This is a genomic window from Pseudoalteromonas sp. JB197 (assembly GCF_002332205.1).
In the GTDB taxonomy this organism is placed as follows: domain Bacteria; phylum Pseudomonadota; class Gammaproteobacteria; order Enterobacterales; family Alteromonadaceae; genus Pseudoalteromonas; species Pseudoalteromonas nigrifaciens.
Map to the genome: position 1 here is coordinate 542,228 of NZ_NRGZ01000002.1, position 12,584 is coordinate 554,811.

The 12,584-nt window shown below is 38.6% G+C and carries 10 protein-coding genes; 2 read left to right on the plus strand and 8 right to left on the minus strand.

Annotation, left to right across the window (positions count from 1 at the left end):
• Positions 1 to 710: 710 nt before the first annotated feature.
• The 4 genes from kch to CIK86_RS17550 form a co-directional block, all read right to left on the minus strand.
• Positions 711 to 1,886 carry a voltage-gated potassium channel protein gene (gene kch / locus CIK86_RS17535; RefSeq protein ID WP_086993479.1) on the minus strand — a complete coding sequence of 392 codons (1,176 nt, stop codon included), beginning with the start codon at positions 1,884 to 1,886 and terminating at the stop codon, positions 711 to 713.
• 187 nt (positions 1,887 to 2,073) lie between these two features.
• Entirely contained in the window at positions 2,074 to 3,204 is a 1,131-nt protein-coding gene (rnd, locus tag CIK86_RS17540; RefSeq protein WP_086993475.1) for a ribonuclease D, read from the minus strand.
• A gap of 51 nt (positions 3,205 to 3,255) precedes the next feature.
• Complete coding sequence (gene fadD, locus CIK86_RS17545) at positions 3,256 to 4,908, minus strand: long-chain-fatty-acid--CoA ligase FadD (RefSeq protein ID WP_086993473.1); 1,653 nt, start codon at positions 4,906 to 4,908, stop codon at positions 3,256 to 3,258.
• A 114-nt stretch (positions 4,909 to 5,022) separates the two neighbouring features.
• The gene (locus CIK86_RS17550) at positions 5,023 to 5,874 is read right to left on the minus strand and encodes an alpha/beta hydrolase (RefSeq protein WP_086993470.1); all 852 of its coding nucleotides are present in this window, start codon (positions 5,872 to 5,874) and stop codon (positions 5,023 to 5,025) included.
• Between the two features lie 312 nt (positions 5,875 to 6,186).
• On the opposite strand from CIK86_RS17550, the gene CIK86_RS17555 reads away from it, so the two are divergent.
• A complete protein-coding gene (locus CIK86_RS17555) occupies positions 6,187 to 7,476 on the plus strand; it encodes an alkaline phosphatase (RefSeq protein ID WP_086993468.1) in 1,290 nt (429 codons plus the stop codon).
• A 91-nt stretch (positions 7,477 to 7,567) separates the two neighbouring features.
• Here CIK86_RS17555 and CIK86_RS17560 read toward each other — a convergent pair whose 3' ends face one another.
• The 3 genes from CIK86_RS17560 to CIK86_RS17570 form a co-directional block, all read right to left on the minus strand.
• Positions 7,568 to 7,897, minus strand: coding sequence for a hypothetical protein (locus tag CIK86_RS17560; RefSeq protein WP_086993466.1), 330 nt, complete (start codon positions 7,895 to 7,897; stop codon positions 7,568 to 7,570).
• Positions 7,898 to 7,973: 76 nt separating this feature from the next.
• Entirely contained in the window at positions 7,974 to 8,678 is a 705-nt protein-coding gene (tsaB, locus tag CIK86_RS17565) for a tRNA (adenosine(37)-N6)-threonylcarbamoyltransferase complex dimerization subunit type 1 TsaB (protein ID WP_086993464.1), read from the minus strand.
• 9 nt (positions 8,679 to 8,687) lie between these two features.
• Entirely contained in the window at positions 8,688 to 10,604 is a 1,917-nt protein-coding gene (locus CIK86_RS17570; RefSeq protein ID WP_058375083.1) for an ATP-dependent DNA helicase, read from the minus strand.
• Between the two features lie 334 nt (positions 10,605 to 10,938).
• On the opposite strand from CIK86_RS17570, the gene CIK86_RS17575 reads away from it, so the two are divergent.
• The gene (locus CIK86_RS17575; RefSeq protein WP_086993462.1) at positions 10,939 to 12,234 is read left to right on the plus strand and encodes a sodium:proton antiporter; all 1,296 of its coding nucleotides are present in this window, start codon (positions 10,939 to 10,941) and stop codon (positions 12,232 to 12,234) included.
• Between the two features lie 108 nt (positions 12,235 to 12,342).
• Here the strand turns inward: CIK86_RS17575 and CIK86_RS17580 are convergent, their stop codons facing one another.
• The gene (locus tag CIK86_RS17580; RefSeq protein ID WP_011330119.1) at positions 12,343 to 12,579 is read right to left on the minus strand and encodes a hypothetical protein; all 237 of its coding nucleotides are present in this window, start codon (positions 12,577 to 12,579) and stop codon (positions 12,343 to 12,345) included.
• Positions 12,580 to 12,584 lie beyond the last annotated feature (5 nt).

Here is a 12,584-nt window from a genome sequence, read left to right on the forward strand (position 1 = left end):
GAGCCGATAAACAAAAGTCTTCGTCTTTCATACGCTTAAAGAATACTTCCCCCCTTCGCAATCAATTAAAACTTTTGATTAAAATTGACCCTATCAAACATTCTGTTGATAGTCGGCTTGGTTTTGTCCTCCACACCATCACTGGCTTTCATCGGCCTAGCCTTACTCACTACTACGGGTTCATCTGCCACCTCACACCGACGTTAAACCTTGGGTTTCCCCTTGAGTTTAGGCCACTTATTTACACTAAGTTTAGATGCCAGGCTTCCCCAGTTACTGCACTAGCTCCCTGTTAGAAATCTCACCCTCAAACACGGTATTGATCTGACTAAGTATAGGGCTTCGCGCTATTTTGGACGCTTACCCACCAATACCGCCGAAACAGATTACGGTTAGTTGTGTGCCTCTAACTTCCTATGGCTTCCTTCAGACCTCACCGTTAGCCAGTGACGCCCTTGCCATTCGGATTATCTTCCCCTTAGTCGGGGTGATAAGGCATCTTTCAGCCTATCGGGTTTGCCAGCTTCGCTGGGCAAACAAAAAAGCCGTTCATTAAAATGAACGGCTTTTTATTTTATAGCTTTACCCTAAAATGGAAATAAGAGAGTCATTTAAGCTTTTTTATTTCAACTTAATGTTGAACCAGTTTAGCTAACACTTAGGGTTATTATAATAAATAGTTAAACATTGGCCTGAGTAATTAGCCGAGCTTATTCTGCATCACCAAAGAACAACTTAGTGATTAGTTTATTATCAATAGTCTCCCCCTTTAGGGTTCTCACTAACAATTCACTGCCGAGTAATTGCAATGAAAATACTACGTCAGGTTTTACGCGCTTAATTTGCGGAATATGTTTACTTGAATTAACCAAAGTAATTGTTTTGGTGTCCTCGCCAGCAACTTCTTTAGCCGCTAAAATACTAAACGCATTTTCAGCATCATCATTGCGTAACGCTAAAATATAATTTGCCTTTTTAGCGCCCGCTTCTATTAAGATATCTGCTGAGCTTGAGTCGCCATAAACAATGTCTGCATCTACCGGGTATTGGTGTTCAGACCCTGTTGGGCACACTAAAGTAACTGCATCGCCACGCTCTACCAAACCGGCATAAACACTGTGTGCGGTGGGTGAAATACCTAAAATAATAAAATGATTTTTTCTCATTACGTTCGAAATCCTACCTTTAACAATTTTTTTAAGATTACCACCAATCACAGGGCCAATAATAGCACTGATAGAAGTAGCAAAAACGGTAATACCCATAACAATAATTGATGCTGTAAATAGTCGCGCCGTAGACGTTACAGGGTAAAGATCGCCATAACCTACCGTCGACATACTCACAATAGAAAAATAAAATGCAGTGGGTAAATCGGTAATAGGGGTACTAAACTCGCTGCCTAAATACAAAGTGCCAAACACAGCATAAAGCATTAATGCGCCTGTACTCGTTAGAGCAAACAAACTACCTGCGGTAATACTAGAGCCATCAAAGCTTTTCCAGTATACGAGTAATAACATGCTCACAACCATAGTGTAAGACAATAATATTAGCCCAGAGCTTGACGATGAAATACTAATAACCGCGACCACTATTAATAGTATCAGTGAAAAAGCCCACGCTAAACGTGCTTTTAAAGCTAAGCCAACCGACATTATTATTAAGCCTGCACCTAAAATAAAGCGCGGTAGTTCTGTTATTCCTATTTTATCAATTAAATTTAACCAATCGAGCGACCAGTTTAATACACCAGGTAGCATTTCGAGCATACGTGCAACAACCGGTTTAATTAACCAGTAACCATTAAAAGCAACCAAAATGGCTAATATCCAAGCTGGTTTACACTGTTCTAGTAGTTTACGTTTTATTGTTTCAACTTTCATAAAAAGCACTTTAGTAACAGTGGCATATACACAATACCACTCGATGAATAGCAAATAAATTAATAAAGCTATTATAACTGCCACCCAATATTAGGTGTACTTATAATAGCTTAGTATTTATACCTGTTAGCTCACTACACTATTAAGTAAGTTACCTCTGTAAGCTAGCCTAGTGACTTAAATACGCTCAAACATCCCATTCTTTTAGTGTATCTTTTACAAAAGAATAGCGCCAAGAGCTAAGTAAATCTGGTTTAATATGCTGCTCTTTTTGTGTTGCAGATAACTTCCAATTCCAACTAATTAATTGATTAACCTGCTTTTTAGAAGCCATTACATCTTCTGGAATATTATGTTCTTTGGCAACTTTATTAATTTTTTGTTTTATTTCTTTCGCTACTTTTTTATAACTAGGAAAGTCTATTAAACGCTTTAAAATTGCCGGGTGTTGCTCCTCAGGCAATGCTTTTGCTTGCTCTATACACTTTAGTATTTCGACTCCCGAGCGGTTCACTTCTATCACCTCAACGCCCGGAATTTGCCTTAATGCATTTAAACTTGCAGGGCCTCGTTTAGCAATTTCTGTCATATTATGTTCTTTTAATACAAAGTTAAGTGCTAAATTTTTACGAATTGCTTTATTTCGACGCCATACTGCCAGCTCTCTTAATACAGCGAGTTCATGTGGTCTTAGTTGCCATGCATTTTTAATGTCTTTGTAGAGCAGCTCATCTGGGGTTTGAAATTCACGCTTATTAGCTACTAACTCACTTTCGCTAATAACAATATTAAATAAATCGGCGGCTTTTACACTGTCAATAATAAGATTAAAACAGGGTAATAAATGATAGGCATCGGCAGCGGCGTACTCTAATTGTTTATTTGTTAATGGGCGTTGCAACCAATTTGTACGTGATTCACTTTTATCTATTTCAATATCCAGTAAGGTTTTTACCATAAGTGCAAAGCCCATGCAGTTTCCTTCGCCTAAAATTTGCAGTGCAAATTGAGTATCGAATAATGGCGTAGGAACAAACCCTGCGTACTTTTGAAAAACTTCTATGTCTTCTGAAGGGGAATGAAATACTTTTAAAACAGCAGGATCTTTTAAAATTTGCCAAAAATCGAATAATGACAGTTCTGCCAGTGGATCTATAAGTGCTAAATGCTCGCCATCATAAACTTGAATAAGTGCAACTTCTGGGTACAAAGTACGACGACGCATAAACTCTGTGTCTATGGCTAAAACGGGCTTGTTTTTAATTTGCTCAACAAAAGTATTAAGCTGATTTTGGGTTTCAATTAATTGGTAGTGCACTTAGTCTCCTACAATAAAAAAGCCGACATATGTCGGCTTTTTTAATGGTTGCTAATCTTTCAAGGCTCTTCTGAGTATTTTACCTACGTTAGTTTTAGGTAACTCATCCCTAAACTCAACAAGCTTAGGCACCTTATAATTAGTTAAATTATCACGACAGTGTTTTATTATATCTTTTTCAGTTAAAGAAGGGTCTTTTTTTACAACAAAAACTTTAACTTGTTCACCACTCGTATCGTGAGGGATACCAATAGCTGCTACTTCAAGCACCCCGTCGTGCATAGCAACAACTTCTTCAATTTCGTTAGGGAATACATTAAAGCCCGAGACAATAATCATATCTTTTTTACGATCGACAATATAAAAGAAACCTTCGTCGTCATAAGTTGCTATGTCACCGGTAGCAAACCAGCCATCTTGTAAGCTCTCAGCGGTTGCATCTGGGCGTTTGTAGTAACCAAGCATAACTTGCGGGCCTTTAACCCAAAGTTCTCCTGGTTCACCTTTTGCTGCTTCTTGGCCATTATCAAGAATTAATTTGATTTCGGTACTTGGAGCCGGTAAACCAATTGAGCCATTATATGCCGTTAAGTCATAAGGACTAACGGTAACTAAAGGAGAACACTCGGTTAAACCATACCCTTCCATTAATTTAGATTTTGTAACTGTTTGCCATTTTTCAGCAACTGGGCGTTGTACAGCCATACCGCCGCCTAATGACATTTTTAAGTGACTAAAATCAAGTTCGGCAAATCCTGGCGTGTTTAACAAACCATTAAATAAAGTATTTACACCCGTAATAGCAGTAAATTTAGCTTTACTTAATTCTTTAATAAAACCAGGCATGTCGCGTGGATTAGTTATAAGTACATTTAATCCGCCGTACTTCATAAATGTTAAGCAGTTAGCCGTTAATGCAAAAATATGATAAAGCGGCAACGCAGTTATTACTACTTCTTTACCACGCTCAAGCACTGGGTCTAAACATCCTGAAACTTGCTCAAGATTACCTACCATATTACCGTGGCTTAACATTGCGCCTTTAGATACACCCGTTGTTCCGCCGGTATATTGTAAAAAAGCTAAATCACTTAAGTTAACCTCTGGACGTACATAGGCATTTTCGTCGGCTTTAAGTAAGTCGCAAAATTCTATGGTATTTGGCAAAGTGTAGCTTGGCACCATCTTTTTAATGTACTTAACAACAAAGTTTACAACATGCTTTTTAATGCCACCCATCATGTCACCTACTTGGGTAACAACAATATGTTTAACATCGGTATGGGGTAATGCCTTTTCGAGTGTATCGGCAAAATTAGCCAATATAAAAATTGCTGAAGTATCAGAATCTTTAAGTTGGTGCTCAAGTTCACGCACTGTGTAGAGTGGGTTTACATTAACAACAACACAGCCTGCACGTAAAATACCTAAAATAGCAATGGGCGTTTGTAACAAATTAGGCATCATAACTGCCACTTTGTCACATTTTTTAAGGCCTAAATCATTTTGAATATAAGACGCAACTTTTTTAGTTGCAGTATCAATTTCATCATAAGACAAGGTTTTACCCATATTTGTAAATGCGGGTAAATCTTTGTAGTCGGTAAAACTTTTTTCAAACACTTCGAGTAATGAGGCATAGTGCTCAGGATCGATAGTTTCAGGCATACCTTCTGGGTAGCGCTTAAGCCAAATTTTTTCCACTCTTAGCCCCTGTTTATAGTTATATTTTTATTAACCTTAATCTAAGTAAGGCACTTTGACAATTGAGCAAATACTCTAATGAAGAATAATCCCACATTTAACGCTAATATACAATTAACACACGCTACTTTGCACCATAAATGCTTGAATCTGTTCAAAACAGTGCGCACTGCTTTGCATATGACAGTGATGCCCGCCCTCTACAGTTATTACATTTAAGCTATTGTAATATTTAGCATAGTTTTCTAAATTTTGTTTTACAAAAGTGTAGCCTGTATCCCCTAGTATTAACTGACATGGCGCAATTAAATTTTTTATTGCACCAATACATTGCGCCTCATCAAACCTAAAACCTGAATGATTTTTAAGCTTTGGGTCGGTTGTTAATGCAAATCCATTTTTAATTGTTTTAATATTGCGCGCCATTAATACCTCAATAAGCTGGCTACTTAAGTCTGTTGTTTGCGCACGTGCTTGGTGTATTTGCTCTTTCGATTGATACACTCTTGGCTTTTTATTTTTTAGCCTGTCTCGGTTTAAAATAGCACTTTTAAGTTGTTGCGTTACTTCTTCACTTGGGGTTGTTACGCACCCTATTCCTTCTATAAATGTTACAGACGTTACATAGTCACTAAAGCAGCTTGCAAACAAACCCGCCACCATAGCGCCCATAGAGTGCCCTACTAGGTGTACTTTTTTTACCCCTAAAGCATTTATAAACTGATATATATCATCAATATAATCTACAAAATAATAGTGTGCGTCGTCGCTACGCCATGACGACAATCCGTGTCCGGCAAAATCAAGGCAATACCACGTTTGCTGCACTTTGGCATTTGCTAACATAGGGATATAACTTGCACTATTATCAAGCCAGCCATGTAGCGCAATTACAACTTCATCTCCACTTCCCGTTTTTAAACCATGAATATTTAAATTATTGATTTGAATATTAAATGGTTCCACAGCACACCCCTATTAATTTTATTAATGATTATTTATAACTGTTAGCTCTAAGGTGTTTTTAAATCTATCCATCAGTAGTTATAGACAATGTAACCTTTAATGATAGGTATTTGCTACCAACTAATTTAAAACAAAGGAGTAATTATAACTAAGCAAGTAAGTTAGTTTATGTGATCCTGATTTAATAAAGCTTAAGCGCAATATAACTTTAACACTTTGCTTTAGTCGTTCATCGATATTAATTTATTTATCATATTAACTGTATACAATAACTCCAAGCTATTAAATTAAGTACATTTAAAAGGTACAAACATGAAAAAACAGTTCAGTTTATTGGCGCTTTTATGCAGCGCAACAAGTGCTTATGCAGATTCGGCACCAAAAAATATTATTTATATGATTGGCGATGGTATGGGTCCAGCTTATACAACTGCTTATCGCTACTTTAAAGACGATTCGAACACAAAAGCAATTGAAAGCACTGTATTCGATACTATTTTAACTGGTATGGCACACACCTACCCAGACGATCATACTTATGTTACCGACAGCGCAGCAAGCGCTACAGCGTTAAGCAGCGGCCATAAAAGCTATAACGGTGCTATTGGCGTAGATACCAATAAAAAGCCCGTTAAAACGATGTTAGAAATTGCAAAAGAGCGCGGTATGACCACGGCACTTGTCGCTACTTTGCAAATTAACCACGCCACACCGGCAAGCTTTGCAGCTCATAATGAATCTCGCGGTAACTACGATGAAATTGCTAATGATTACATTGACAATAAAATTGCGGGCAAGCTACCCGTTGATTTAATGCTAGGTGGAGGGACTAAATATTTTATTCGTGAGGACCGTAACTTAATTGAAGAATTTAAAGCCGCTGGTTATCAATACTCCGACGACATTAATAACCTAGGCCAAATTACGCAGCTCCCTGCCATTGGTTTATACGCCGAAAAAGGCCTTCCATACGCAATTGATGAGCACCCTAATCGCCTTGCACGATTAACCACTAAAACACTTGATTTATTAGATGGCCAAAACAAAGAAGGCTTTTTTGTGATGATTGAAGGCAGCCAAATTGACTGGTGTGGCCATGCTAACGATATAGCCTGTGCTATGGCAGAAATGGACGATTTTGCTAAATCGGTCGAAAAAGCAAAAGCATACGTTGATAAAAACCAAGACACGATTTTAATTGTTACCGCAGATCACTCAACAGGTGGTTTAACACTTGGTGCCCACGGACAATACAAGTGGGATACCGAAATAGTTAAAGGCGTTAAAGCCTCGGCTGGTAAATTAACCTCGCTTTTAATGGATGCCAGTGATTTAAAAACAGTTTGGTCGGCTAATACTAATATTGAGTTTAGTTCTGAGCACCAAATTAAACTTGAGCAAGCTAAAAAAATGGGTAAAAAGCCTTTAAATTTAGCCATTAAAAGTATTATTAACGATGCCAGCTTTACTGGCTGGACAACTGGTGGCCACACAGCAGTTGATGTACAAGTATTTGCATATGGTAAAGGTAGCGAGCAATTTACGGGCTCACAAAACAATACTGACATTGCCGATAAGCTAATTGCATTTATAGAAAAATAACGTATTAGAAACAATGAATATGTAACAAACAAAAAGCCCGAGCATATAATATGTTCGGGCTTTTTATTTTTAAATTTTATATTTGAGTAATTTAAGCGTAAATGTCTACACCAATTAAATCTTGCACTTCAGCACGTCGTTCTAAATTTGCAAATTCGGTATAAGTGGAAATAGCCTTGCTTACTTGTGCTGAGGGTTGGTCGTAAATAGTTTGATTATATTGTGTATTTGCTGCGCTCGCTTTAAAAAATTGATTGGCTAACTCTACGCCTTCACGACTGTTTTTAACATAATCGGTATTCGTTTTTGGCGCAGCAGTGTGCTCTAACAAACCTTGTGGTTTATTAGTAACTACTTTAGCAGAGCTAACTCTACCCGGAATATCTCCGGTAAAAAAACCTGAACCAATAGGCAGCGTCATTACGCGTCTCCAATCTTAATCTATTTAAAATTATGATTTAAAAACAACCAATTTGCAAATACTCGTTATTTAATTTTCACTCTCGACCTGGAAGCTTTTTCCAAGTAACAGTATCGCGTACATATTTAGGCTGTGCATCGCTTGCTTTTACAACGTTACCCGCTAAAAAGCCTGCCTCTACAAATGCTAGCATGTAGCGTGCATCAGGCAGTGTGATCTCGCTATTAATAGTTACGTTATTAAAATCATTCAACGCATCAGGGTATGTTTTAAACCCTGTACCTACAGCAACCGATTGTGGTGCACTATTGGCTATATAATCTTGATTTAACAACTCAGGTTTAATTACGCATTCTTGATTAGCTAATTGCATTAAGCCATTTTGTGCTTGGTAATGCGCAAAGTAAATCTCTCCCATGCGGGCGTCAATACTAGGATAAACACTTTCATGGCCGTGTTGCTCAAACGCTTGTTGCGCCATAATAGCTAACGTAGATACCCCTACAAGTGGTAATTTAGTTGAATATGCAAGGCCTTGTGCAATAGCTACACTAATACGTACTCCCGTAAAACTACCTGGACCTTGACCAAAGCCAATTACGTCTAAGTCTTTTAATTTACAGTTTGCGCTGGTTAATAGCTGATCTATTAATGGCAGTATTTTTTGACTATGCTGCTGCGGGCATTCTTCAAAATGATGAAATGTTTGCCCCTTAAAATGTAAAACAATTGATAGCGCTTCGGTAGACGCATCAAGGGCAAGAATATTACTTTTGATCATTTTATTACTCTAATTAATTTGTTGTAAAAATTTATTGGCATCTTCTAAGCTTCGCGTGCGGCGCATTGGCGGTAAGCTCTTTAAAAATACTTGCCCGTACTGGCGTGTAACTAAGCGATTATCGCATATTACAAGTACGCCTTTGTCTTTACTGTCGCGTATTAACCGCCCTACTCCTTGCTTAAGCGCAATAACTGCTTGTGGTAATTGTATATGTGCAAAGGGGTCTTTTCCTTGCATTTGGCAGTCTTGCATTTTAGCTTGTAGTAAAGGGTCATCTGGTGCGGCAAATGGAAGCTTATCAATAATAACACAGCTTAGTGTACTGCCGCGTACATCAACCCCTTCCCAAAATGAAGCAGTCCCTAATAGCACTGCGTTACCATGACGGGTAAACTTTTCTAAAATAATACGTTTCGACATTTGTCCTTGCATATAAACTGGGTAGTCTATTTGCGTAGTAAGCCCTTCGGCTACTAAATGCATCATACGGTAACTTGTAAAAAGCACAAAACAGCGTCCTTTAGCCGACTTAATCAGTTCCAGCGTTAATTTTACAATTGCGTGGGGCATATTGTCTGCGTGCGACTCAGGTAAGTAACGCGGCAAACACAGCAGTGCTTGGTTTGGATAATCAAACGGGCTATCTACCATCATGCTTTGTTTGGGTGTTAGTCCAAGGCTGGCGTTAAAGTGGCTAAGCTGATTATCGACGGACAATGTAGCCGAGGTAAATACAAACCCTGCGCCTGTATCGGCCATCATTTTAGCAAATTTAACTGATACATTTAATGGCGTTATATTAATAGTTAAATAACGGCGGGTGGTTTCATACCAATAACTAAAACCTGTTTGCGTGGTATCAAATACGCGCTCCAACTGGCCTTTAAATGCCAGTGCACGTTCAAACGGGTGCTCTATTTTATCGCTTCTGTCTAAGCAAAGTTTTAATACCTGATAAACAAAGTCTAGGTCGCTAATAACCCGATGCAACGCGGCGCAAATTTGCTTATCGCTGAGTTTAGCGCGCCAATCACCACGGCTGCCATCAACGCCAAACTGCAGGCGTAAATCGGCAACACTGGTTTCGAGTTTATTTAAGCTTTTACCTAGCTGCAGCATGTCAGGGATTTCGGCTCGATAAATGGCGCGTAAATCGTTTATTAAATCCACCAGCTTTTTAGTGCTAACGCTTTCGCCAAAGTAATCACTAGCAATTTCGCTTAATTGGTGTGCTTCGTCAAATATATAAGCATCTGCTGTTGGCATCAGCTCTGCAAAACCACTGTCTTTTACCGCCATATCAGCAAAAAATAAATGATGGTTAATTACCACTATATCGGCATCAGCCGCATTTAAGCGTGCTTTTCTTATATAACAAGCCTGAAAGTCGGGGCATTCTTTGCCTAAACAGTTGTCTGCGGTGGAGTTTACATAAGGTAATACTTTTGCATCGTCTTCTATACCAATACAGTCGGCTAAGTCGCCTGACTGTGTTTCGCTGGCAAACTTAGCCACCATAGCTAATTGGTGCATTACATCAGAATCGTCGGTAGGTACATGAGCCACATGCTGATTAAGTCGATAAGTACATAAGTAGTTTGCTCGGCCCTTTAATAATGCCGTTTTTTTAGAAGCACTTAACGCTTTTACGAGTTGAGGTAAGTCGCGATGATATAACTGCTCTTGCAGGGCTTTAGAGCCCGTAGATATGATGGTTTTACCTTTTGATTTAAGCGCGGGGGCTAAGTAGGCAAAGGTTTTTCCTGTGCCCGTACCGGCTTCAACTACTAGTTGTGAGCTGTTTTTTAACGCATCAGCAACGGCAACGGCCATATCTATTTGTGGCTGTCGTGGTGTATACCCATCTAAAGATAACGCCAAAGGCCCGGTTGCACTAAACAGCTGTTTGATAATACCAATCACTTTACAATAAATAATAGCGCGATTTTACGTAAGCTAACCACCAAGGGCAAGTAATTACAAAGTAGTTTTACTTTTATGACGCTATTTATAAAATAAAATCTTCATTTTAATTATTCATCCTAAATTACCAAGACACGTTATTACTAACTTAGCTTTAAAGTTATGACAACACTATTAACAATGGCTCATTTACTATTAACCAGTTGCGATAGTAAAGTTAAATTAAACGCCTAATTCGCCTATAAATATTGTGACACTATAATATGACAGGAGTACCATAGCAGCCTTGAAACTCGCTTTTTGTGTGTCGCTTATAATTAATTAAGGTTAATCGATGAATGCTTGGTACCTCATTTGCTTTCTTTCTGCACTTGCTATTTTTATTGCATTTGCAAATCAATATATTCTTAAAATGCAAACCACTATTGCCATTACCACAGGCTCGGTTGTCATTTCATTATTGTTGATCATTGCCGTTAAGCTTTTGGGCGATCAAAACGCGTTAGCTATGACCCAAATTGTCTCGAGTATTAACTTTAATGAGTTACTTCTTAAAGGCATGCTAGGCTTTTTGTTGTTTGCCGGCGCACTGGAAATTAACCTGCAAGCTCTTAAAAAACAACGCTGGGAAATAACCGTTTTAGTCTTGTTTTCTACCTTGGTTTCTACTTTTATAGTTGGCTATTTAAGTTTTTACTTATTTGCAGCCTTTGGCTGGCCAGTGCCTTTTATATACTGTTTATTATTTGGTGCATTAATTAGCCCCACCGACCCAATTGCAGTACTGGCTATCATTAAGCAAATGCGTGCACCTGAGGGTATTTCGGTACAAGTTGAGGGCGAATCGCTTTTTAACGATGGGATTGGTTTAGTTATATTTACCACTATTTTTTCAGTAGCCTTTTATGGTACCGATGCAAACTTTAAAGATATAGCCGAGCTGTTTTTTGTTGATGCCCTTGGTGGTATAGCGTTTGGCTTGGCTATTGCACTGGTTGGCCACTTTTTAATTATTAATAGTCGCGACGTAAATATTCGCTTGCTTATTACTCTCACTATCCCAAGCGCAGGATTTGCAGCGGCTAATTTATGGGAAATATCGGGCGCGCTTGCTATGGTAACCAGCGGTATTTTGTTAGGTAATATTACTCGCTCTAAAGCCACTGAACGCACCGGGCCCGATGATACCCGTTATGTAAAAGACTTTTGGCATGCCACGGACAGCTTTTTAAATGCGCTACTGTTTTTAATTATTGGCATGCTCATAGTGACCATGCCCATTACGCTAAGTGAAATTGGCGTAGGCTTGCTGATGATACCTGCTGTGCTTATAGCCCGTTTTATTAGTGTAGGTGCCCCTTTTGTATTGTTTAAACAATTTAGAAGTTACGACAAGCATAGCGTTAAAATATTAACCTGGGGCGGATTAAGAGGTGGCTTAGCATTAGCCATGGCAGCGGCCATACCCCGTGAAGAAGTTTTTATTGGCGGCTCTGATTTACATAACCTAATTGTAATTGTGACCTATGTAGTGGTGATTTTTTCAATTATTATTCAAGGTTTAACTATTTCACCACTTATTCACAGCAGTATTGCATCTGCAGAGCAAACTAAAAAAACGGCTAATTAAGCTATTACTTTGCTGCGGTTAACTGGTTATATACATGATCAAATAGCGCCTACTTTGGGGCGTATTTGATCTGTTTTGTAGCTGCGCTTAATAACGCAGCTTAACAACTTATGCCCATGTATCTAGGTGCGGCGTACCGTCTTCATCTTTTTTAATACCCGAGTTATCGGTGTTTTCGTTGATAAGTGAAAGCTTTTGTTTTTTTTCTAACTCACGTTTTTTACGCTCGTCTAATGCGACTTTGTCAGTACTCGCACCTTGTTTTACGCCCGCAATATAAAAAGCCCCTTTAGGCTCGAGCGCTAAACGCGTAATTGGCCCTAAGTAGGGGATCATAATATCCATACATC

Bases quoted from the DNA above. Each gene is read 5' to 3' on its own strand.
- kch (WP_086993479.1), bottom strand. From the start codon at position 1,886: ATGAAAGTTGAAACAATAAAACGTAAACTACTAGAACAGTGTAAACCA.
- CIK86_RS17555 (WP_086993468.1), top strand. From the start codon at position 6,187: ATGAAAAAACAGTTCAGTTTATTGGCGCTTTTATGCAGCGCAACAAGT.
- CIK86_RS17560 (WP_086993466.1), bottom strand. From the start codon at position 7,897: ATGACGCTGCCTATTGGTTCAGGTTTTTTTACCGGAGATATTCCGGGT.
- tsaB (WP_086993464.1), bottom strand. From the start codon at position 8,678: ATGATCAAAAGTAATATTCTTGCCCTTGATGCGTCTACCGAAGCGCTA.
- CIK86_RS17575 (WP_086993462.1), top strand. From the start codon at position 10,939: ATGAATGCTTGGTACCTCATTTGCTTTCTTTCTGCACTTGCTATTTTT.
- CIK86_RS17580 (WP_011330119.1), bottom strand. From the start codon at position 12,579: ATGGATATTATGATCCCCTACTTAGGGCCAATTACGCGTTTAGCGCTC.